Source organism: Methylorubrum sp. B1-46 (assembly GCF_021117295.1).
In the GTDB taxonomy this organism is placed as follows: domain Bacteria; phylum Pseudomonadota; class Alphaproteobacteria; order Rhizobiales; family Beijerinckiaceae; genus Methylobacterium.
On sequence record NZ_CP088247.1, the window covers coordinates 1,323,151 to 1,346,796 of the forward strand.

Below are 23,646 nucleotides of genomic sequence, written 5' to 3' on the forward strand. Positions count from 1 at the left end.
GCGCCGCGCCGGCCTCACCACGAACCGGCGCGCCCTGTCTTGGAGTGCCGGGTTTCGGAGCGCGGCCCAGCCTGCCGTAGAAGCAGTTGTCGATAAAGAGCTATCAGCTCGCGTGCCTGCTCGTCCGCATTTCTCATGGGGGGCACGTAGGAAGGCGAAGAGCGGAAGCGCACGGGATCGGCGTCGATCTCCGCCAAGACGGCGGCGACACCCTCCGCATCCTCTACGGACACCACGAAACCATTCCGGTCCGGCGCTATCGCTTCGGCCATCCCGCCCCGATCGCCGACGACGGCCCACAAACCATGGACCAGGGCTTCCCGCGCAACGAGCCCGTAGCTCTCCTCGCAGGTCGAGGGGGCGAGAAGAACATCCATTCTAGCGTAAAAGTTTGCGATCGCATCGCTATTCATCCGCCCCACTACAGTGACGGGAGTTCCCCCCCAAACGAGATGCTCCTCGAACTCTTCAGACTGGCCCAGATCCACAATAGTGAAATGAAGGTGCTCATAACGCCTAGTGCGTAGTGCCGCCTCGATCAGGAAGGCTCCCTTGTGGCGAGCGAGACCGCCGACATGGCAGAGGGCCACGCGTCCGTCCTCGCGCCGCGGCGATCGGGCGACAGGGGGAATACGGGATACCCCGTTCTCCACCACGTCGCAGGGGATGCCGCAACGGCCGTATGTGGCGGCAAAGCTGGACGAGACGGCTAGGCGTCGCGTAGCGCCGAGCAGGATGGAGCGGAGCCGCTGCGCCCGCAGCGCGGATCGGCCGAGATCGATCACCTCGGGCCGTGCCTGGACCTGATAATCCTGACAGGCTGGAGTGGGCAGGCCATGCTCGTCCGAGAGGAAGAAGTTGTCAGACAACCACCAACCGTCGTGCAGCGTCACGAGGTGGGGCAGGCCGCGAGCCGCGCAGGCGCCCGCCACTGAGGCGGAAAGGCGCTGAAGGCAGTGGATGTGGACTAGATCGGGTGCGAAGCGTTCGAGAAGCGCCTCGAACCTAGCGGCCACCATCGATGTCTCGGGCCGCCAATGGACAAAGGGTTCCTCCGGCGTCGCCACTCGAAAGACCGGTATACCCCGGTAACTGTCCATCGTGAACTGGCCGAGCACTTCGTTATGCTCATCGGACGTGAAGACAGCCAGCTCGAACTCGTCGGCATGATGGTCAAGCAGATAGTCGATATTGTCTTTCAGGACTCGGGTGGCACCACCGAACGTTTGTGGCGTGAACCAGACGTTGACGAACAACAGGCGCGGCTTGCCCACCGAATCCGGTCGGCGAACGAGCCGGCTGGGCGCCAGCTCCAAGGATTTCGGCCGAGGGCGCTCGCTCGCAAAGGCGCTCTCCACCGTCTGCGCGAACGATACGCCGCTTACCTGCGTCACGCGCCTGTCGCGTGGGCGGCTCGCCTTGGCGGACCCATCGCAGTCAGTGAGATTGCCCCGCCACATGACCGCCCGGATGCCACGCGCTTCCGCTTCCTGATGAAGCGAGTAGGCCGCCTCTGACTGGGATGTCCGATCGACCACCAAGTCAGCCGTCACAACCAGCTGAGCGAGCTTTGCCATGGTAGGCCGATCATCGATCGGTGCGATACGGCCTCCCAGATGAGGGGACCTACATTGCGAAACAAGCTTGCGCTCCGCCATGATCGTCAGAGCGGGATCCTGTTCGACCGCATCGGTGATGGCACGCGCCAGTATCTCGTCGATCTCGTCATCGTCTTCATCCGACGGACCGATCAGCAGCACACGAGCGACGCGATCCGTCCCTCGCAGGTTGGGAGAGCCCACGATTATTTCCTCGACCGCCACCTGCGTTGCGATTGCGCATAAGACAGGGCGAAGCCCATGGAGTGTGGTGACGATACGATCGCAATATCGGGCCACCAACGCCATTTCACGGGCTTCAGACGACGTAAACCACGATCCTTCTTCGGCGGAAACACCCCAGAGGGCGAGATCAATGCTATGGCCGTCCCAATTTGCAAGGTCGCCGCACCAATAAATGGCTTCGCGACCTAAAGCTCTCGCGGTGGCGATGGCCAGCAACACTTCATATGTGAAGGGCACTTCATGGAAAACGACCAGTTCCGCCCGCAGGATCGCCGCCAGATAGTCGCCGGCATCGATACCCGCGAGATCGCAGACGATGATGTTGGCCAGCAGGTCGCGATCCTGCCTCGCTCCGGCCGCGGGTCGTCCGCTGACGAGGAGGACCATCCCAGGTTCACTGATGGCCTGGCTCGTCATCGGCACGCGGGTCGCGATCTCTCGGACGATGGCGTCGGCTTCCGCCAAGCCCGACGAGGGCAACTGCCACGCCTTGACGCGCTCCTTACAGGCTTGGGACCGCAGGTGCATCGCGCGGCCGTACAGGCCTCGCCATGGTTGAGCCTCATGCCAGATCGCGCGACCCTTCTGAAGAATTATCAGCGCCGATAGATGATCGCCAATATCCAGTAGGAGGCGGGCCGCATTGATGTAGCTCCACCGATTGGCGCAGGACGCCGCTATCCCTCGTCGATAGTGGACCAGCGCATCGGCGGAACGGCCGGCGGCAATTTCGAGATCGCCGAGAAGGTGGTGGATCTGCCCCAGATCCTGATGCTGCCTGACAGCGAAGGACAGAAGCATCCGGGCATCGTCGATCCGATTATGAACATGCCATGACCGCAGTGCGAGAAACTGCACCAAGGCGGTCGATTTGTTTGTATCGAGGTATTCGATTTGCTGCTTTGCCGGCACGTCGAGAAAAGCACGAAAGACCTTCAATCGGTCCGCGTTCCGCAGCTCTCGCTTTCCGCAGTTGTCACGATAGGCCTGCCAGTTCAGCCCTTCCGGATAGTCGGCACGATTCCATAGTTGCAGCAGCCCGGCCTCCTCGGACGGCACCAAGTTACCGAAGGAGCCAATGTTGAGGTAATGGCGAAACAGATCTTCTGTATTCGGCCCGACCGGCGTCGACAGTTGCGCCCGATAGAACGCCGGATCGAAAGGTTCCCTGAAAGAAAGGGACGGTGCATGAACCAACCCCTTCTCGACGATCGCCACAATGCATTCGGCCATCGTCGCGATGGGGCCGCACCAGGTGGAATGCATGGCGCGAAACGCCGTCAGGTCTATGCGGTCGATCCACGGCCCAGGTCGGATGCCGTGACGCCGCAGGATCAGTTCCACGGTCAGAGCGCCGGTCTGCCGACGCGCCAGTTCCTGCGCCGTCAACGTGATCTTCCCCGCCGCGAGCAACTGCTCGAACTCGGTGTTCAGCGGCTCGAGCGGGGGAGTGTACCGGCGCCCCTCATTGATCCCCGAGTGCATGTAATGCTCAAGTGCTCGCTCCGGCGAGTCAATCGCCATGGCGAGATCGGGATTGTAGTGCAGATAAGCACCCGTATCGAAATCGTCGGGTGGGGTGCCGTAATTGGCCTTCAGCTGGGTGACAAAAGCATCCCGCGAGGTGAGCCGCCGCTCAGAGCGGCCATGACGCTGGTAGTGATCCCATAATTCTTGGTCGGTCAGAAAATGGCGGAGATCGCGGTAGAAGGAACGGTAGAAGTAGGCATCGAAGCTGGCGGCAGGAGCGGAAGGCGGCTTCGCCGCTCGTGTCCATCGCCTCAGGAAGCGGGCCAGCAGTCCACGCCGAGGACGCGCTCTCCCCGAGGGCGACGAGGTGGTCGATTGAGGCGCTTTGTTGACCGGCTCCTCGACACCGGCATCGTCTGTGGCGGCAAGTGCCGATGCCACCACCGAGCCCGAGATCCAATAGTCGCCGCGCCGCGCGGCCTGTGCGACTTCGTCGGAGGATGCATGAGGCATTTCGAGAATGATCGATCGCTTTGTGCCCTCGATCGGATCAAGTTCGTAGAGATGGTCGCGCATCTGCTCGATGGTCCGGGCATCGGGCTCGTCGAAGCGCGTCAGCAAGGGCGTGGCGAGCACATCGTAATGCCCGGTCGCTGCCATCCACAACAGAACGATATCCTCGTCTTTGGCAACGGCGAACTCCTCGACCCGCTGCGCTGGCGTGGCGCAGGGCGGAGCGGGATCGTGCAGAAGTTCTGGCTGGGGACCCTCATCCCCTTCGATGAAGCGCGTGATCGGGCGAAGCGTCGGATGTTTGAAGAAGAGCTCGAGCCAGGCGAATGACCCCTTCAATCCCGGCGGCAATCGTTCACACGGCAGCACGGTGTCCCTGCCAAAGCGGACGAACGGCAACGCGGGGACGCGATTGACCTCGTAATTGTCGTAGGTCACGATCAGGTGCAGCGTCATCTTCGGAACTGGTACGGCCTCGCCCTCGGTGATCTGCTGCAGCAAGAGGGTGTTCAATGCTCTTAGGACCGAGCCGGAATAGCCGAGATCACAAAAGGTTACACTCCGATGATCGAAGAAACCGACCGTCTTCAGGTAGCGCAGGACCTGGGAACGCTTGCTGATGATCGATGATCGGATCGCCGACACGGCACCGGCGTTGCGATAAGCCTCGACCACACGGAAGGTGTCGTTGACGGATCGCAACACGCCCGTCCCCAGCTCGCTCGGGACCGTCTCGATACCGAGCAAAGCGGACAATTGGGCAATGGTCGCCTCACCTTGCTTGAGCCAGAAGGCGATCCCAACGGCGGCGACCAACCAGTCTGAGGCGCCAAGATCGACATTACTCCAGCACGTCAGGACGCGATTCAGGAATAGGTCGGTGGCGGGGGGCGGGGGCATGAACCGGGAGAGGAGAGGGGAGTTCCAACGTTCGAGGAACCCACGCATGGCGCAACCGTCCCGAGCCATGAAGTACAGATGCTCCGAGCGCTGCTGGTAAGCATCAAGCATTGTTGCGAACAGATACGTCTTTAGAACGTCGGCAACATCTTCCTCGACCCGGGCGCGGTGGCCATAGGCAGGCGGCGCAACGCGGATGAGGTGGCTTTGCTCCACCAGAACCGCCCCCACGCCGACCTTCTCCGCCATGACGATATCGGATTGCTGGTTGTCTCCCACGTGCAGCATGTCCTGCGGCCCGATCCCGACGTCTCTGAGAACGCGCTTGAACAGGTCACCAGTCTGCTTCGTCTCATTGCAGTGGGCGGAAATGTAGATGTGATCAAAGAATGCTCGCAAACCAAGCTTATCGAGAATATCCAGCATCTGCGAGTGGCTGAAATACATGTCAGAGATGGCAATGATGACTTTGCCATCTGCCTTGAGAGCAGTGAGTAGTTCGACCGCACCTTCGACAGGAGCGAGGTTGGCCATCTCCAGGGCGTGCTCGAAGGCTACGATTCGCCCCACTAAGTCCTGCCGCTGTTCGTCGCTGGCCACCATGTCCTCATGCTGGAGGATGCGGCCCCACACCATCTCCAGGGTCGGCTCCTGGATCACCTGCTCAACCGATCCCTTGAGTACGCGCCCCATGGCGTAGCGAAGTGAGGTGATCTCGGACGGCGGCCGCTCGTGACGTCGGCCGATCAGCGCTTGGGCATAGGCGCTGACGGTATCATGTACTTCCCCTACGCCGAGGAAGCGACGGCGAATCAACGTATCAAAAAGGTCGAAAGAGACGTGGCGATACGGCTCAGCATAGTTCCGAAAATCGGCGATTGTCCCAATGCGTACCATGAGGTTACCTATGCGCCTCTACGTTGACGCGCCGAGCCCTCGGATGAGTAGGGTTCGGCGCAGGAGCCTGCTCGGCGGGGTGCGCGGGCGGCATTCGAGTAGCGTGTCGAACGGCGTCGAAAAAGGGCTTTGACTCACTTTCGGTGCAGGCGGGTTGATGGATCTCGGCTTTTGCCGTTGGAGATCCTGCCATGGCCCGCAGCCTTCATCTCGGTTCGATCGTCCCGCCAAGCCTTGTCGTCGACCACATTGAGGTAGGAGCGGGCCTGACGATAACGGCTCGGCCCAAAGCAGCCTCGGCCCGATGTCCGAGGTGTGAGGGCGTCTCATCGCGGGTGCATAGCCGGTACAGCCGCACTCTGCCGGACCTGCCGGCCGCCGGCCGGCACGTCGTCATCAGGGTCGGCGCCCGCCGGTTCCGGTGCGTCAGACCAGAATGCCGGACGAAGGTTTTCGCCGAGCGGCTCGAACCGGACCTCGCCGCCGCCTACGCCCGGCGCACGGGACGGGTGGAGACCATTGTCCATCATCTCGGCCTCGCGCTCGGTGGTAGGCCGGCTGAGAGCTTCGCCCGCCGGCTCATGGTGCCAGCGAGTCGCGACACGATGTTGCGGACCGTGCGCCGCCGGGCCCAGAGGCCGGCCGAGACCTTGAAGGTGATCGGCATCAACGACTGGGCGTTCCGCCGTGGGCACCGCTACGGCACGCTGATATGCGATCTGGAGCGGCGGCGCGTTGTCGCCCTCCTGCCGGATCGCGAGAGCGGCACCGTCGAGGCATGGCTCTCCGCCCACCCCGAGATCGCCGTCCTCGCCCGTGACCGCGGCGGTTGCTACGGCGAGGCTGAGGCGCGGGCGTTGCCCAGGACGACCCAGGTCGCCGACCGCTGGCACCTGATGGAGAACGCCAGCGCCGCCTTCCTCGATGCCGTGCGCAAATCGATGACCGCCATCCGCACGGCGGTGGGCGCCACCACGATCGATCCTGGCCGGCTGACCTGCGCCGAACGCCTACAGTACGAGGGCTACCGTCGGCGGACGGCGACTGCCGAGGCGATCCTGACGCTGTCGCGACAGGGAGCGCCGATCCGGCAGATCGTCCGCACGACCGGACACAGCCGCAAGCGTGTGCGTGATGTGCTGCGTGGCTTGACCGGCGACGTGTTCCAGGCGCGCCAGAGCAGCCATGAGGCCTATCTGCCGCGGCTCGACGCCGAGTGGACGGCCGGCTGCCGCAACGGTGCCGAGTTGTGGCGACGCTTGCGCGCCGACGGGTTCACCGGCAGCCTCCGCGTCGTCGGAGAATGGGCGACCCGCCGTCGGCGTCATGAGCAGGCTCCCGAGGGTGCGCCCGGCAAGGTTCCCTCCGCGCGCCTTCTCGCGCGGATGATGACGAGCGGGCGGGACGGCTTGAGCAAGGCCGAGGTCGTGACGGTGGCGACGATCGAGGCGGCAGTGCCGGCTCTCGATGAGGCTCGTTCACTCCTGTCCAGCTTCCAGACCATGATCCGTGAGCGCAAACCGCCGGACCTCGACACCTGGATCGATACGGCTGCTCGCAGCCTCCTCGCGTCCTTCGCCAAGGGCCTGTCGAGGGACAGAGTGAAGTAGCCCCCTAAATGACCGGACATGAGCTCACGCTTGTGGAAGTGTGTGCCTATGATCCAGGCGCACTGGCCTGCTGCCGGTTTCACGGACACCCTGTTTAGGTGTGAAGGTGAAGCCGGAGGTGCTCCATGCAGCGTCGCAAGTTCGGACGTGAGTTCAAGATCGAGGCGGTTCGACTGATTCGGGAACGTGGTGTCAGTGTCGCGCAGGCCGCGCGCGATCTCGATGTTCACGAGACGATGCTGCACCGGTGGGTGAGGCAGGCGGCGGCCGATCCCCAACACGCTTTTCCCGGTCAGGGGCAGATGAAGCCCGAGCAGATCGAGATCGACCGGCTGCGCAAGGAGGTCGCTCGTCTAAAAGCGGAGCGTGATATCCTAAAAAAGGCCGCCGCATACTTTGCGAGGGACGCGATATGAAGTTCGCGTTCATCGCAAAGCATCGTGCTGTCTGGCCAGTTGCCTGGATGTGCGCGGCGCTGGGTGTCTCGCGCTCCGGCTTCCACGCTTGGCTCACCCGGCAGCCTAGCCGACGCACACGGGACGACGAAGCTATCCTGAGCAAGGCCCACGCGAGCTTCGTGGCCAGCGACCGCACCTACGGCGCGAGGCGCGTCTGGCGCGATGTGCTCGCCCAGGGCGTGTCATGCGGGCTGCACCGCATCGAGCGGATCATGCGCGAGAATGCCTTGCGAGCGCGACCGCGCCGACGGGGCCTGCCAAAGGACGAAGGTGAGCGGGCCGCTGCCTCGCCCAATCTCCTGGAGCGGCGGTTCGCGGCCGACGCTCCGAACCGGAAGTGGATCGCCGACTTCACGTATATCTGGACCGCCGAGGGCTGGCTCTACGTCGCCGCCGTCATCGATCTGTTCTCGCGCCGTGTCGTGGGCTGGTCGATGCAGGCCAGTATGACGGCTCAACTCGTGACAGATGCGCTCGTCATGGCGATCTGGCGCAGAGGCTGTCAGCGGGCGTTGAATACTCCCTGATTGTGGGCATCGAAAATTCCCTGGTCGGTGCCCTGGCCCGTAGGGTCGCGACGCCCCGCGCCCTCTCGGGCTTTTCCATCCTCAGCCACCATGCCTGCCGATACCGATCGGCTGGGAGCGACGAGGATGGTTCTGCTGGGAGAACTCGTCATGATCTTGGACCTGCACCGACAGGGCCTGTCCGTCTCCGCCATCGCCCGCCGGACCGGCCGCGATCCGAAGACGATCCGCAAGTACATCGAGCGCGGCCTCGAGCCGCCGGCCTACGGCCCGCGTCAGCCCGGCCGCCCGAGCAAGCTCGCGCCCTATCTCGATTATCTGCGCGAGCGGATCACCGCCTTCCCCGACCTGAGTGCCGTGCGCCTGACCCGCGAGTTGCGCGAGCGCGGCTACACCGGTGCCTACACCGCGGTGAAGCGGTTCGCCGCCGCGATCCGGCCGCCCGAGGCCAAGCCCTACGAGGTCCGCTTCGAGACCCCGGCCGGCCAGCAGGCGCAGGTCGACTTCGCCCGCTTCCTCGTCACCTTCACGGATGCGCCGGACACGACCTGCATCGTCTGGCTGTTCTCGCTGGTGCTCGGCCATTCCCGGCACATCGAGGCGCGCTTCGTCCTGCATCAGGACCTGCAAACGCTGCTGCGCTGTCACATGCAGGCCTTCACCGCGATCGGCGGCGTGCCGATCGAGATCCTCTACGATCGCATGAAGACGGCGGTCACCGGCGAGGATGCGGACGGCCACATCGTCTACAACCGATCCCTGCTGGCACTCGCCCAGCACTACGGATTCCTGCCGCGCGCCTGCCGCCCGTACCGGGCCAAGACCAAGGGGAAGGTCGAGCGACCGTTCTCCTACATCCGCCAGGACTTCTTCCTCGCACGTTCCTTCCGCGACCTCGACGACCTCAACCGCCAGCTTCGGAGCTGGCTCGATACCGTCGCCAACGTCCGCTTGCACGGCACCACGCAGCGGATCGTCTCGGAAGCCTTCGCCGCCGAGCGGCCCGAGTTGCAGCCCTTGCCGGCTCTGCCCTTCGACGCTCTGCTCACGCTGGAGCGGCGCGTCAGCCACGATGGCCTCGTCTCGATCGGTGGCAACTATTACAGCGTACCGGATCGGACCCGGCGCGTCGTCGAGGTGCATCAGTTGCCCGACACGATCCGCATCCTCGATGGTGGCCGGCTCGTCGCGAGCCATCCGATCCTGGAGGGACGACGGCAGTACCGCATCGACCCCGACCATCGGCAAGGCACGGCCGCTCGGGCCATGCGCCGCGGCCATCCCGACGGTCTGCCGATCGGCCGCCATGGCGATCACGTCGCCCGGCGCTCGCTGGCTGTCTACCAGGCAGTCGGCGAACGGCTCGCCGGCGGGATCGGAGGCCAGCGATGAGCCGCGCCGCCCCCTGTGTCGCCACGACCCTCGACAGCATCAAGCGCAGCTTGGTCGGCCTGCGCATGCCGCGCGCCCTGGAGGTGCTCGACGCGACGGTCCGGCGCATCGAGCAGGGCGAGATCGACGGCTTGGCCGCCCTCGACGTGATCCTGACCGAGGAACTGACGCTGCGCGAGAACCGCCGCGTGAAGACCGCCCTGCTGGTCGCGCGCCTGACCACGATCAAGACGCTGTCCGGGTTCGACTTTGCCTTCCAGCCCTCGCTCGACCGCGAGCGCGTCCTGGCGCTGGCGGAACTGACCTTCATCGACCGGGCCGAGGTCGTCCATCTGCTCGGACCACCCGGCACCGGCAAGAGCCATCTGGCGATCGCGCTCGCCGTCGAGGCGGTCAAGGCCGGGCGCAGCGTCGTGTTCTCGACGCTGGCCGACCTCGTGACCTCGCTGGCCAAGGCCGAGCGCGACGGCTCCCTGCGCGAGCGCATCCGCTATCTCTGCCGGGCCTCGCTGCTGGTCGTGGACGAGATCGGCTACCTCCCCGTCGTCCCCGGTGGCGGCAACCTGTTCTTCCAACTCGTCAACGCGCGCTACGAGCGCGGGGCGATGATCCTGACTTCGAACCGCGGCTTCGCCGAGTGGGGCGAAGTGTTCGGTGATCCGGTCGTGGCGACAGCCCTGCTCGACCGACTCCTCCACCATGCCGTGGTGATCCAGATCGAGGGGGCGAGCTACCGCCTGCGCCAGCACGCCGACCTCGTCCCCGAGCACGTCCGCTCCAAGGCCCTGATCGTTCCGCCGCCCGCACCCAGGCGTCGCGGTCGTCCACCCGGAAAGGCTGCCTCCGATCACACGGCCGGCTGATCACCGATCCGCACCGAACCCGCCGGCCAGGGAATTTTGAAAGCCCACAATTGCGGAGACTTCGGTGCCCGTTGACAGAGGCAAGCCGGATGCCTTGCTGCATCACTCGGACCAGGGCTCGCAATACACGAGCGAAGCCTTCCAGCGTCAAATGACCGAGCACGGCGTGACCTGCTCGATGAGCCGTTCGGGCAACGTCTGGGACAACGCGGCAATGGAGAGCTTCTTCTCCTCGCTGAAGACCGAGCGCACCGCCCGACGGACCTACCGGACGCGGGATGAAGCCCGTGCAGACGTGTTCGATTCCATCGAGCGCTTCTACAACCTGGCGCGGCGGCACTCGACCTTGGGCTACCTCAGCCCCGTCGAGTTCGAAAACCGAACCCAATTAGCTTAGGACGGTGTCCAACAAACCGGCAGCAGGCCATTCGGCGGATTCGTCGTCGGACACATCGGACGGGTAGGCTTTCCGGGACTGGCTCATGACCCATCATTTGAGCCGCCCAGCCGATAGGTCCATAACAGCCTTAGAGTGATCTGAGCTCCTACATGAGCGGCGCACGCGCGGCACCGGCGCCTCAACCGAGCCGCGCGCCGTCCGCACCCGCGGACACACCGCCGGCGCTCGAGCAGCCCCTCCCCCTCCCTCCTCCCTTGCGCACTTGACACGATTCGAACATGTGACCTTTGCCTGAGGAAGGCTACGCTACCATCCCTTTGAGCGATCAGGGCATTTCATCACCCCGCACAGCGCCGTTGCGCGGCGCCTTGAGTTGAGCTACTCACGAGCCACGGTCAGCACCCGTAGCTCAGCTGGATAGAGCGTTGCCCTCCGAAGGCAAAGGTCACACGTTCGAATCGTGTCGGGTGCGCCAATCATAAGCCATTGTTTTCGCTTATGGTTTTCTGACCCTTCCGAAAGCTCCACCTAGCGTTCGTGAACAGCCTGTCACGCTTTGTCACAAGCGACGGGTCACGAATCATGGCAACTATCCGAAAGCGAGGGCGTTCCTGGCAGGTTCAGGTGCGGCATGTCGGCTTTCCCACACGCTCAAAATCGTTCCCTTCCAAGGCCGCTGCGGTAGCTTGGGCGCAGGCTCGGGAACGCGACCATTCTCCGACTGATGACCCCGCTGAGCGGCCCGCCGGCGGTAGCCTGACGGTTGGGGAATTGTTGCAGCGGTATCAGGCCGAGGTCACTGCGCTCAAACGGGGCTACGCTTCGGAGAACTGCCGCATCAACAACATGCTCGGGCATCCCGTAGCCGCCGTCTCAGTCACGAACATTTCATCGCGGCACTTCGCAGAATATAGAAACAATCGACTAAAAAAGGTTGGACCAGATACAGTTCGGCGTGAACTTACGATATTCCGACACTGTTTCGAAATCTCTAGAAAAGAATGGGGTATTACTTTAGATAAAAACCCTTTGCATGATATCCGATTTCCAGCACCAGGACTACCGCGTGAAGAACGACTCTCTAAGGAAGGGGAGGCAAATCTATACGAAGCGATTTCTGGATTGAAGAACCAACAAGTTGCATCTATTATTGTGCTAGCCATAGAGAGCGGTATGCGCAGAAGCGAGATACTGTCGCTTCGATGGAAAGATGTTGACCTTGGGAAAGGAACTGTGCGCCTGCATCAAACGAAGAACGGCAGGCCGCGGACAGTTCCATTGACTCCCAGAGCTATAGAAGAATTTATGCGCATCGAGCGACGGGGCGACAGCGTTTTTAGTGTGTCATGCAACGCAGTTCATCTCAGTTGGAATCGCTTACGGGTTCGTGCCCAACTAGAAGGATTGCGCTTTCACGACCTTAGGCATGAAGCAATAAGCAGGTTCTTCGAGCTAGGACTTAGCATACCCGAGGTCGCTATGATCAGTGGTCATCGCGATACGAAGATGCTGATGAGATACACACATATCAGACCAGAAAGCATAAGTAAGAAGCTCGCGCAAATGACAAAGTCACCTGCTACATAGCAAGGAACGACGAGACCAACGCAGTCAGTCTAGAATACCAAAGCCTAACGCCTGACTGTTGCAAGCGTAGGACTCTCGCAGCTTAGCTCGCATTCTATCGTGAACATTTAGCGCGTATCGTCTGAATGTCGGCCGGAACAACTCCGCTGCTGACATTTAGCCGCTGATGTGAGAAGTGCGCCAGGGAAAGCACAATGCTCATATTAGCTTTTTATAACAATCATAAACCGTCTAGAATCGCATTTTCATTTTCCGCGATAAGACGTCAATTTCTGGAAAACACAAGTGAGAACTATTCATTATTGCCCGGCGCCTACAGGTGCGGGAAAGACTTACGCTATTGAAGAACGGTTGGATGAACTCGTCAGGGGTGGTGAAACAGTCGTCCTAATCCAACCGTCCAAGAACCTCTGCCATCAGACCGCGCAAGAGATGTCTGTGCGGTTTCCCAATGTTCCCGTAGAGGTCTTTAACCAGGATACGTGCGGGGAGAAAACACTAGTCAGCCTATCGAATCATCTGAGGAATCCACCAGATCGCCCCCACGTCATCATCAGCACGTTAGCAGCGTTCTTGATGATTCCACATTTTGATCGACCTGAACGCATTCATCTGATCTGTGACGAGATACCTGCTGCGTTCGTTCCTGACAGCATCCGCCTTCCCGACAACCATAGTTTGCTCACCGATTCCTTAGCGATTGGGGATGCTGGTCCGATCTATGGTCTTGTTACGGCCTCCAATCCCTCGACTATCAGGAAATTGGCTGAGAACAGAAACAAGGACGTCTTCACTACTCTAGTCAATCCACTTGCAAGCCGTGTCCATCAAGGTCGCTACACCACTTACGTTGATCGCAAATCCTACAACGGACTCTTGAAAGGGAGCAAGGATGATCGTGTCCTAACCACATACTCAATGCTCAATCCATCCGTGTTTCTCGGCTTCAAATCTGTCTTGTTGGCTGGTGCACGGGCAGAAGAGACAATCTTATACAAGTGGTTCGCAGGAAAGGGTGTGACGTTCGCCAGGGATGATGCTCTGATGAACAAGCTTCGCTACAACGAGCATGAAAACGGCCATTTGATTGAGTTCTACTACGCTTCTGAACGTAACTGGTCGAAGACGGAACAGAAGAAAGATCCGTTGATCAGACCTAGGTTTCTAGAAGCAGTGCGTTCTCTGTTCGGCGAGGAAGAGTTTGTATGGCAGGACAACGTTGTGAATGAGAAGGAGTCGTTTTCAGATGTATTACATGCCCATAATGTCGGTCATAGCCCACATGGATTGAACCAGTTCCAGCATATCAACAAGGCCGTTATTATGTCGGCACTGAATTATAGCAGGAATGAGGGTGGGTTTCTTACAAATCTGTGTGGAATCGGACCTGATGAACAGCGAGTCGCATTGGCTTATCACTGTTGTTATCAGACATATAATCGCATTTCGGTGCGCAATCCCAACAATCTTGAGCGGAAGATTGTAGTTCTGCCTGACCGGCAGAATGCTGCGTGGCAGCAGGAACGATTCCCCGGATCAGTTGTCATTCCGTTGGGCATTGATGCGAGAACAGGTGGTAGAACGAGGTCTGACAAGGTTTATGCCAGTCAAGCAGATAGACAAAGGGCTCATCGTGATAGAATGAAAGGCCAGCAAGCAGAAGTGATGAATGGATTGAGGAAGGCAATTGAGTCAAAACAAGAAATTTTCATAATCGACGATTGTCACGGCTATTCCTTTAATACAGTTATACCTGTGACATCCCTTCAAGGGTCCATCATTGAACATAAGAAGGATAGCAAATCAACGATGCTTGTAGGTTCGAGCGATGCCTTCGTGAAGAACATGAAGTTCTATTCAAAGTCTGTTTTTAAATCTAAGAATGCCAACCTGTTGATCAGCCCTGCATTATTCATCGATAAGGATGATGCTACTTCTCGTCGATCTAAGGCGAATGCGTTTTGCGGTAAGAACATCTACCTTGATATTGAGAACGGGACGCTGACGCATAGACAGCTATCCAAAATCTTACCCAATATCGAGATGCTTGCCTATAGCTCATACAGTCATACGAAGGCAATGCCCCGGTATCGAGTTGTTCTTCTTACCGATACGGTCATGTCTCCTGCGATGTATACGGCAATCTATAATATGATATGCCACAAGATCGAAATCGAAGGATATAGAGATACTTTCGAGTTTGGTTTCAACAGCAAGGAGAAGGTTCACGGAATTGACCGTAAGCCCTATCTAACAGACCTCTTTTATCTTCCCTGTCAGCCGGCGGATGGTGATGGTTTCTTCCTACACTATCGTAATGGCCGAAAGCCGCTCGACGTGCTGGACTGGTGTAACAACTCGTTCCCGACGCGCTTCGATAGTGATGGCCTAGCGGACGCCATATCTCAGGCATCGGCGAAGTCTATTGCGGTGGACCATGCTCAACTATGCGAAGAAGCCTTGCAACGCTTTCGAGATGAGACTGTCGTGCAAGGCAAGAGTCATAAGGCATTGTTGAAGCTGAACTACACGCTGCTTGAGGGTGGTGTGGATGATGCATCTCGGGACGTCACCCTGACACAAGCGGCATTGTCGAGCCGTTCGCCGAATGACCGCATCAACGACAAGCGGCGAATGATGCGGTCATCTGCCAGAGTTGGATAAACAGTGATGGGTGCGCTGAAGGAGGCAGTTCAGGGCACCGGTCAAATCTAGCTCTTATTCTATCGTGACTATTCAGTTGCTATAAGAGAGATGGTTGAAGTGATAAGGCATTAGGCGGCACATAAGAGGCCGATTTCTGCTCATACTTAACCTCTTACCGCCTGCTTTTCTGCGCTAATGCTGCGGAAAGTTACATACCCATAAGGAACCCCATAGATGACCATTTGTTACAATCGCGGCCACCAAACCAAGCATAATTGGCAACTTTATATTATTCGGAGTATTGTATGTCGCTATCTTGAAGTCATGATGCCGCGTGACCCATATGTAGCGATGCCGATTGAGGATCAAGAGCTGTTTTATACGCTTAATGTTCTTGGAGAGGTCATCCACAATTCAAACGACATTGTCGACATGTGGAACTTGATGTCACCCTCCGATATCAGGAAGATGTTGACTATTGTGGGCGAGAGATTGATCACAACGACAATCGATCAGAAATATGTTGCGCTTTTGGTTCGGGAGTCAGATGATATTTATGATACTCTTGACGAGCAAACAGAGGAAGAAATTGCTGAGTACTATGGAGCTAAAATAGTTTTCAATTAGCATCGCAGCGCAGATAGTAGATCGGCGGCCAAGTGGCCGCCGACTCACGTATCACATACCATTCAAACGCCATTCGTCGTCCAAGGGTCAAAATGGATATACTTGTTAGCAAGCAATATATTACTTTGTTGTAACTGGACTATTTGTGCCGATTAGAGATATTCAGCACATATATTTTGTATTTTAGCAACTCGAAGTACTGTCTTTCAATCCTAGTTCAATTTTCCCTCGACCGGTTCTTTCTGAGGCTGAACCTATAGTCATCGTCCAGTCAAGATGATCCGAGATAGAACCATCGAGGTCGATCCGAATCCCTTTGTTCGGTTCGAGGTTAATGACAATCGAAATCGGGCGGCCGAACGATGGGAGTTCCTTGCCTCCCCATCGATCAAGCTTTGACTGCAATCCTACTAACGCCTGCTTGATGAACGTATCTTCCGGCTGTGACAGGTCGAAGTCGATGCGTTTCAGCTTTGCCGCTCCTATCGCCCATATCGTCATAAGCGACGTGGGCGGCCAATTCGCGGTCTCGATCACGGCATAGGGGATGAAGGGATCGTCACTCATCAAACGCTCTCCGTGAACAGCCGATCCGCTAAGCCCTCGATCCGATCATTCCAGGCGAGACGCTTCCGCCATTGTTCGGGAATGCCTGACAGACCGTAGACGGCACCGGCAAGCTGGCCCGTGATCGCCGCCGTAGTGTCAGCATCATCACCGAGATTCACCGCTTTTAGGACGGCCTCCGAGAAGCTTCCTGACGTTCCTACGCACCACAAGGCAGCTTCAAGGGAGTGGAGGACGTAACCGGAGGATCGGATATCGTCCCGGTGTTTCCCCTTCCACGATCCTCCGACAATCGCCTGAACACCGTCACAGAGAGCATGGCCGTAGGATGCGCTCAGAACGTCCGTGAGCGGCCTTCCCTGGATCGCCGAGGCCATGATCGCGGAGAACGCTTCACAGCCGTCCACGGCCTCTTGAGCGCCATGGGTCGTGTAACTCTGTCTCCGTGCTGCGTCCCTCAAGCGGTCGTGATCGTTCCAGTAGCGGATAGCGACCGGTGACAGACGCATCAGGCTCCCATTGCCGGCCGTCATCCTATCAGTCGGACCAGCGTGAACGTCGCCGGTCTGTTCGAAGTGGGTGAGGGCGGTCGCGGTCACGGTGCCGATATCGAAGCAGTGACCTGTGACGGAATTCTCACCCCGACGAAACCAGCGACAGAACCGTTCGAGTAGGTCGCGTTCATCCAGGCTGTCACGCTCGATCAGGCTGTCCGCAAGGCACAAGGCCATCGACGTGTCATCCGTCCACTGACCCGGCCTGAGGTTGAAAGGACCGCCGCCAATCATGTCCGTGACGGGATCGAAGCTGCCGCGTGGCCGAAACTCCACCGTGGTCCCGATAGCGTCACCCACGGCCAAGCCGACCAGAGAACCGAGGGCACGGTCCCGAATCGCGTCCAGTGTTGCCGAGGGCTGACGCTCTCCAACGGGACGCTGGCGGTAGACGTGCTTCTCTTGCTCGACGGTCTCGATGGCGCCAGGACGGGCCTCACGGACCCTCCGAATGGCATCCTCGGGATCAGCACCAAGCTCGACCAAAAGCCTTGCCGCTATGGTTCCCCCGCGACCAAGGCCACCCTTACAGTGGACAACGACGTTGAAGCCATTCCGAAGGCGTGACCGCAGCCCTTCACCGACCGTCACCCATTCTGTCTCGAACGTCTCCGTAGGGGTCGAAACATCACGAATCGGTAGGTGGAGCCAATCGATCCCGTGGTGCTGACATTCTCCTTCAAGGCCAGGAACCCGTAGGGCCTCAATCTCGTGATTCTCGATCAGCGTGACTAGTGTTGTCGCGCCCCAATCGGAGATCGCCTTGATGTCCGTCGCCAGATCGCGGTTCCACGAGCCTGTAGCGCCGTCCGTCTGAACCTTACCGGGACAGAACGTGACACCGATCTTTCCAAGTCCATCACCAGCCGGGAGCGTCGCGACCTTAATCGGATGCGTCAGGCTGGTTCGTTGTTTAGGCTGACTGTGACGACCGAAGACCGTTTGGAAAGTATGATACCCATCCTCTGACATAGATTGAATGCTCCTATCATCCATCTATATCATGCACGGATATTATTCAACGGACATCTTCGTGGCACGCTGATTGGCGATAGCTTCAATGATGACGAGCGCAAGCTTCCGGTCGTCTTGAGATAGGCCTTTCAGAATCAATCTGATGCGCGACAGAGTCTCGTCATCTTCCTGTTTGCTATCGACCGTCTCAACCATGAACGTCATCGGAACTCTTGTGACTTGGCTTATACGGGCCAATGTGTCGAGCGAGGGTAGGTTAACGCCCCGTTCAATGCTCGAAACAGCGTCCTTTGTTCTCTCAATAAGTTCAGCGAGCCGTTCTTGAGTGAGGTCGGCATTCTCACGGGCACGCTTGGCCTGTGCTCCTATCGCTTGCTTCAAGTCACGCGTCATGCCCGGACTCTGGCTACGAGTTCGGGCATTGCCTACTGACCACAGATACGATAATTCTGACCTTGGGCGTAGTCAAGCTACGACCTAGGAGTCTTAATTTATGGTTTGGGGTAACAAGGGGAACGGACGAACTTTCAAGCCCTTCGTGAGCATCGACGATCCTGACATCCAACTCAGGGGGGTCGTTCGGAAGGGTAGTTACTGGTATATGAAATACGCGAAACGAGGATCATGGATGTCCTCTAACCACCTACTTGGTTCTGTAACCGGCAAGGGTCCGAAGAGCGGCACTGTGAATGGATCGCGGTATTGGGTTGATTGGGAAGAAGATTAGAATCTCCGACAATCAGCACCACTAACCACTCTAAACACGAGGCGATCCTATGACTTGGTTCGATTTGGTTCATTACACACTAGTAGGCTTCGGAGTCTGCTTCGCCCTGCTACTCATTATGTTGGCATGTCAGGGCATCACGAAGCTTATCGTTCAAGCTTATGGCAACAGGAACTCGACCGAGGCACATCACACCCACACGTCGGAAGAGCATCACATCCACCATACTCGAAACATCCACCACTACGAGTATGATGACGAGATCGTAGCGCGACCGAAGACCGTGAGAGCCTCGAAGGTTCCGCCCATCGAATATCAGCGGATCGAGCAGACTATCGCGAAGCCGCAGATGATTACACGGGATCGGCGGTCTTGATCGGCCCGCATCTACGCTAATGGATGCAGTTAGGCCGGCTTTATCGCTGAGCGTCCCGCGCCGGTCTTAACGCCCACCCGGCCACCATACGAGTTATCCACAGGGCACGATCCTTGACGTTCGTGGCCTAGAGTGTTCCTGTTATGTTCTGGATCGCTCTAGGTGGCTGTCGATGCTCCATACCGCCGTTCCCATCATTACCCGTCCCATGCCGCTACCGGTCCTGGCGAAGCCCGTCAGGGCCGGTTTTCCGTCTCCGGCTGACGACTTCATCGAGGAAGAGATCGACCTACAGCGGCTACTGATCGCGAACCGGCCAGCCACGTTCCTTGTGCGCGTCGCGGGTGATTCGATGATTCTCGCCCGCCTGTTCGATGGCGATCTTGCGGTGGTAGATCGTTCCCTCACACCCGCAAGCGGCGATGTTGTGGTGGTCGATATTGACGGTGATCGCTCGTTCAAGGTGTTCGGTCGGCAGGGGCATCGGATCACGTTGTCGTTTGCCAACCCGCGCTATCCGACCTTCCAGCTTCCGTCCGATGCCTTGGTGGAAGTGTGGGGCGTCGTCTCAGGTTCGATCAATCCCCGTCGTCGTGCCTCCCGCTGATGGCCCGCGCCTATGCCTTGTCGGACGGAAACTCATTCTACTGTTCGTGCGAGAGGGTGTTTGACAGTTCACTTGCGCGAGTTCCTGTCATCGTCCTTTCCAATAACGATGGATGTGCGATAGCGAGAACTCAGGAAGCTAAGTCGCTCGGTATCAAGATGGGAGATCCGTACTTTAAGATCAGAAATTATTGCAATTCGTCTGGTATTAAGGTATATTCATCGAATTACGCACTGTATGGCGATATGTCTGCGAGGGTTAACGATATCTATCGTAGCTTCTCACCGCGTGTCGAAATCTATAGCATTGACGAGAGCTTCCTCGACCTGACTGATGTGCAGGTATCCCATCGGGTCAGTCTCGCGAGGGATATGCGGTCAACCGTCAAGCAGTGGACCGGCATCCCGACTTGTGTAGGCATCGGACCAACCAAGACGCTCGCCAAGCTCGCGAACCACATCGCCAAGACGATCCCTGAACTCGGTGGAGTGTGCGATCTCTCCGACGAGGAAGAGCGGGCCGCATGGTTAGTGCGAACGTCCCTGAGAGAGATATGGGGCGTTGGACCGGCGACCGCACGCAAGCTCGAAGCCCTCGGGTGCGATAGTGTGAGTGATGTTCGCGACCTCGATCCCAGGTTGGCCCGTAAGGGTATGACCGTCGTCGGCGAACGTTTGGTCTACGAGCTTCGCGGCATCCCCTGTCTCGATCTCGAAACCGTCGCGCCTACCCGTAAGGGCTGCGCCGTCACCCGCTCGTTCTCGGATCGCGTCGATGACCTGCCGAGGATGGAAGAGGCTGTAGCGACCTACGCTTCACGGTTGGGCGAGAAGCTTCGGCAGGGACGTTTAGGGACCGATCACGTCACCGTGTTCTACCATACGTCGGAGCATGACAGAGACAGGCCGCAACGATCCGTCTCGACAGTGGTCACTCTACCCGAAGCGACGAACGACACACTGGTCCTGGCAAAGGCTGCGATCTCTGGCGTGCGGAGGGTCTGGAAAGACGGCTACCGATATTCGAAGGCCGGCATCATCACGACGGACCTGATGCCCCTTGAAGCGTCGCAGCGGGCCTTGATCGGTGGACTGGATCGTGAGCGAAGTCGGCCGCTGATGGATGCCCTAGACAACTGCAACCGACGACACGGACGGGGAAGCGTGGTTCTGGCATCGTCGGGTTGGGCTAAAGCCCGGTCATGGTCCACCAAGTTCGATATGCGTTCGCCCCGCTACACGACGCGCATCGATGAACTTCTCACTGTGCGATAGGGATGGGGGGAGAAACGGCGGGGAGATCGAGACCTTGACAGTGTGAAGGATCGCTAAGTGCCTATGCGACAACCGGGCGAGGGTAGGCAGGCGGAACTGACCCAATCTGACACTTGTTGAACGGGAATAGCGCATTTGCGAAAGGCATTCCATGCGTAAGGGTCATCTCGTTCTAGCTGCCACCGCGATGCTCGGCTTTGGCTCGATGGCTGCTACTGTGACTCCGGCGGAAGCTGGATGGCGCGGTGGCTACGGCGGCTACCACGGCGGTTTCGGTGGATATCGTGGGGTTGGCTTCCGTCGCGGTTACGGCGGCTACGGCTACCGTGGCGGCTTCGGTGGGTATCGTGGCGTCGGCTTCCGTCGCGGCTACGGATATCGTGGATACGGCTACCGCCGCGGAATTGGATCGGGCGCAGCCATCGGTTTGGGCATCGCTGGTCTCGCGGCCGGTGCTATCGCCGCCAACTCCTATAGCTATGGCGGATACGGGTATGGCCGTCCGGTTGGCTACTACGGCGGCTATGGTTATGCGCCTGCCTACGGCTATGCTCCCGTCTATGGCGGCTACGGCTACGGCTGGTAAGCGACGGCACAGAACCAACGATGGGGTCGCCTGCGGGCGGCCCTTTTTCTATGAGCATCCCCCGCCAACTAGCGAGATCGTTCTAACCGGCCATGTCACTGGCTGAGCAGCAGCTGTCCTGAGATCGGCCCGAGGCCCTTCGGCACCGGTACGCTCGTGTTATTGTAGTTGGCGTTGAGATAAAGATTTGGCCCTTCGTAGAGGTTGATCTGCTGAGCCACGACCACGGTATACGCTGACATGTCTGCAACTGGCCTAGTCGCATCAATCACAAGACGTCCTGCTGGTAGGTAGATTGTCCCGAGGATGGTGCGGGCATTGTCGCTGATGATGCGGTACGTCCGCATTGCCTTGCTGGCAGCGAGCGGCGGGGGCGTCTTGCCTGGCTTAAGACTGACCGTTGAAGTGTCTTCCTCGATTTCATCTTCAAGTTGAGATACCGGATCAACCGGTGCCGAAACGGCCCTTTCTTCGGACATCAACAAACCGGCCATGGGGCCATTAACAGGGGCGGACAGGCTGATAGTCGTTTTTTTGTCGAACAGCAGGCTCCCTTTGTCTCCGGTGAAATAAAACGCTACGTCCGTTCCGGACAGTGCTGCGCTTTGCGTTACTAGGAGAGGACCATCCTTCATGACATAGACGCCGGGATTGAGCGTGACGACAGCTTTCTTCCTGATTTCGAGTCCGCCGCAATACGTTCCGGGATAGAGGGTAACGCTCTGGTCGATCAGGTTCTTGCCGGCCTTGGGCTTCTTGCTCGCGCCAGAGGGCAGCGTCATACAGTCCCCGATCTCCGGTGCAGGGCGGTCGGCAAGGGGATCGGGAACAACCGGGCAGCTTGATTGGGGGTTGGGCGTGAAGTTCGCGCGCGTGGTACTGGTCCCCCCCGCCGAGCAGATCGTCTGCGCGCGTGCCATCGCATTGTCCTTGCCGACCATGCCGGAGACACTCTTGGAATTGGAGTACAGTGCACAGTCGTAAGCCGTGACCTGCGCGTTCTTTTCGAGGTTGAACGCACCGGCTGCGGCCGGATCGAGCGCGAGCATACACAGGCGCATCTTGCCGACGACGCTGGCCTTGGCCTTGGCCGAAAGCTTTTGTGACGACATGCCGACGAACGGCCCGAAGGTGAGCTGGATGGTCTGCTCTACCGTCGCTGTAACGCTGGTCTTGTCACTGGCAACGTCAACCTGGATCGTGACAGGGTTCCTGGCGCCGTCCTTGATTTCGGCTTGTATGGTCTGTGTGGTCAGGCCGACAATCGAGTCGGTGTTGGACACGACGAGTTTAAGGGCGTTGCCACCTGCCATCACGCCGGCGTCGGCAGCCTGTTGGATGTGGCTCTGGGCCGAGACCAGCCGGGCATAGTCTATCGCTCCGCCCACAAGTCCGATCAAAGTCGTCGCGGCAAGCGCGACGATGACGGTGACGGTGCCGCCGCTATCCCGGTGAAAGGTGCTGGCTATGCGGCTCAACGGCGCCAGACTGTCCCGTAGCCGTCCGATACCGAGAACCAAAACAACCTACCAAATGTTTGCCCTTCTTCTCCGTTCTAGCAGTCGAAGCTTAACGAGATACCTGCCAAGCCGTGTAGCCCGAGCGTCGATGATTAAGTATCTAGCAACCAACTACGCTAGACAAATCTACAGGTTATCATAAAGATCAGGCGGATGGTGCCTGCGCCCCCGAACCGATGATCCGGTAGACCTGCATCCTTGAGCAACCAAGGGCCTTCGCAATGGCGGCTGGTCCGTAACCCTCGGCCTTCATAGCCAGTACCTTCTCTCGATCCAGCCGCCGTGTTCCACCTTTATAGACACCTTTCGCCTTCGCAGCCCGGATGCCTTCCCGCTGACGCTCAAGGATGAATCGGCGCTCCATCTGACTGACCATCCCGAGGACAGTCAGCACGATACGTCCACTCTCGCCACGAGTTGAGACGTGCGGATCGAGGACAGTCAGGAAGGCGCCACGCTGGTCGAGTTCGTGGACGATGTTGAGAACGTCGCGGGTGTCACGGCCGAGCCGATCAGCCCGAACCACGACCAACTCGTCACCCTCACGGATGAAGTCGAGAATGGCGGCCAGTTCCGTGCGACCATCACGCGAGGCACCGGACACCTTCTCCGCCCGGATCGGCTGGCATCCCTCGGCCTTGAGCCGTTCGGTTTGAATGTCGAGGGACTGATCCTCCGAACTGCACCGCGCATATCCTATTCTCGCCAACTGTCACTCCAAGCTCT

Annotated in this window: 14 protein-coding genes, 1 tRNA gene and 3 pseudogenes; 12 read left to right on the forward strand and 6 right to left on the reverse strand. The window is 59.0% G+C overall.

The genetic code is table 11. From position 1 onward, the window contains the following. Positions 1–14: 14 nt before the first annotated feature. On the reverse strand, positions 15–5,624 hold the full coding sequence (locus LPC10_RS06335) for an HAD-IA family hydrolase (protein ID WP_231345940.1): 5,610 nt from the start codon (positions 5,622–5,624) through the stop codon (positions 15–17). 191 nt (positions 5,625–5,815) lie between these two features. On the opposite strand from LPC10_RS06335, the pseudogene LPC10_RS06340 reads away from it, so the two are divergent. From LPC10_RS06340 to LPC10_RS06380, 9 genes and pseudogenes are all read left to right on the forward strand, one after another. Then, positions 5,816–7,225 (forward strand): annotated as a pseudogene (locus tag LPC10_RS06340) (ISL3 family transposase); the annotation flags it as partial. A 134-nt stretch (positions 7,226–7,359) separates the two neighbouring features. After that, positions 7,360–8,207 (forward strand): annotated as a pseudogene (locus LPC10_RS06345) (IS3-like element ISMch5 family transposase); the annotation flags it as partial. A 138-nt stretch (positions 8,208–8,345) separates the two neighbouring features. Beyond that, positions 8,346–9,611 carry an IS21-like element ISMex13 family transposase gene (gene istA / locus LPC10_RS06350; RefSeq protein WP_003602196.1) on the forward strand — a complete coding sequence of 422 codons (1,266 nt, stop codon included), beginning with the start codon at positions 8,346–8,348 and terminating at the stop codon, positions 9,609–9,611. Next, positions 9,608–10,474, forward strand: coding sequence for an IS21-like element ISMex13 family helper ATPase IstB (istB, locus tag LPC10_RS06355; RefSeq protein WP_003602200.1), 867 nt, complete (start codon positions 9,608–9,610; stop codon positions 10,472–10,474). Before istA ends, istB begins: the two co-directional genes overlap by 4 nt. 76 nt (positions 10,475–10,550) lie before the next feature. Further along, positions 10,551–10,871: pseudogene (locus tag LPC10_RS06360) on the forward strand (IS3 family transposase); the annotation flags it as partial. A 401-nt stretch (positions 10,872–11,272) separates the two neighbouring features. After that, a tRNA-Arg gene (locus tag LPC10_RS06365) sits at positions 11,273–11,349 on the forward strand. A gap of 698 nt (positions 11,350–12,047) precedes the next feature. Next, positions 12,048–12,461: a site-specific integrase gene (locus tag LPC10_RS25670; RefSeq protein ID WP_370644716.1), complete on the forward strand. Its 414-nt coding sequence runs from the start codon at positions 12,048–12,050 to the stop codon at positions 12,459–12,461. 285 nt (positions 12,462–12,746) lie between these two features. Beyond that, positions 12,747–15,125, forward strand: a complete 2,379-nt coding sequence (locus LPC10_RS06375) for a DEAD/DEAH box helicase family protein (RefSeq protein WP_231345941.1) — start codon at positions 12,747–12,749, stop codon at positions 15,123–15,125. 216 nt (positions 15,126–15,341) lie between these two features. Beyond that, a complete protein-coding gene (locus LPC10_RS06380) occupies positions 15,342–15,734 on the forward strand; it encodes a hypothetical protein (protein WP_231345942.1) in 393 nt (130 codons plus the stop codon). Positions 15,735–15,917: 183 nt separating this feature from the next. On the opposite strand, the gene LPC10_RS06385 is transcribed toward LPC10_RS06380, so the two are convergent. From LPC10_RS06385 to LPC10_RS06395, 3 genes are read right to left on the reverse strand one after another with little or no spacing between them, the layout of a single operon-like run. After that, positions 15,918–16,301: a hypothetical protein gene (locus tag LPC10_RS06385; protein ID WP_231345943.1), complete on the reverse strand. Its 384-nt coding sequence runs from the start codon at positions 16,299–16,301 to the stop codon at positions 15,918–15,920. Further along, positions 16,301–17,851, reverse strand: a complete 1,551-nt coding sequence (locus LPC10_RS06390) for an ADP-ribosylglycohydrolase family protein (protein WP_231345944.1) — start codon at positions 17,849–17,851, stop codon at positions 16,301–16,303. Before LPC10_RS06390 ends, LPC10_RS06385 begins: the two co-directional genes overlap by 1 nt. Before the next feature lie 18 nt (positions 17,852–17,869). Continuing rightward, positions 17,870–18,223, reverse strand: coding sequence for a helix-turn-helix domain-containing protein (locus LPC10_RS06395; RefSeq protein ID WP_231345945.1), 354 nt, complete (start codon positions 18,221–18,223; stop codon positions 17,870–17,872). 882 nt (positions 18,224–19,105) lie between these two features. Here LPC10_RS06395 and LPC10_RS06400 point away from each other — a divergent pair. From LPC10_RS06400 to LPC10_RS06410, 3 genes are all read left to right on the forward strand, one after another. Next, positions 19,106–19,540 (forward strand): LexA family transcriptional regulator, encoded by a 435-nt coding sequence (locus LPC10_RS06400; protein ID WP_231345946.1) that lies wholly within the window; start codon positions 19,106–19,108, stop codon positions 19,538–19,540. Continuing rightward, on the forward strand, positions 19,540–20,814 hold the full coding sequence (locus tag LPC10_RS06405; protein ID WP_231345947.1) for a Y-family DNA polymerase: 1,275 nt from the start codon (positions 19,540–19,542) through the stop codon (positions 20,812–20,814). Before LPC10_RS06400 ends, LPC10_RS06405 begins: the two co-directional genes overlap by 1 nt. Before the next feature lie 151 nt (positions 20,815–20,965). Further along, positions 20,966–21,400, forward strand: a complete 435-nt coding sequence (locus LPC10_RS06410) for a hypothetical protein (RefSeq protein WP_231345948.1) — start codon at positions 20,966–20,968, stop codon at positions 21,398–21,400. 95 nt (positions 21,401–21,495) lie between these two features. On the opposite strand, the gene LPC10_RS06415 is transcribed toward LPC10_RS06410, so the two are convergent. Both LPC10_RS06415 and LPC10_RS06420 read right to left on the reverse strand, forming a co-directional pair. Continuing rightward, positions 21,496–22,878 (reverse strand): TadE/TadG family type IV pilus assembly protein, encoded by a 1,383-nt coding sequence (locus LPC10_RS06415; protein ID WP_231345949.1) that lies wholly within the window; start codon positions 22,876–22,878, stop codon positions 21,496–21,498. A gap of 187 nt (positions 22,879–23,065) precedes the next feature. Further along, the gene (locus LPC10_RS06420) at positions 23,066–23,629 is read right to left on the reverse strand and encodes a recombinase family protein (RefSeq protein ID WP_231345950.1); all 564 of its coding nucleotides are present in this window, start codon (positions 23,627–23,629) and stop codon (positions 23,066–23,068) included. Positions 23,630–23,646: the final 17 nt, after the last annotated feature.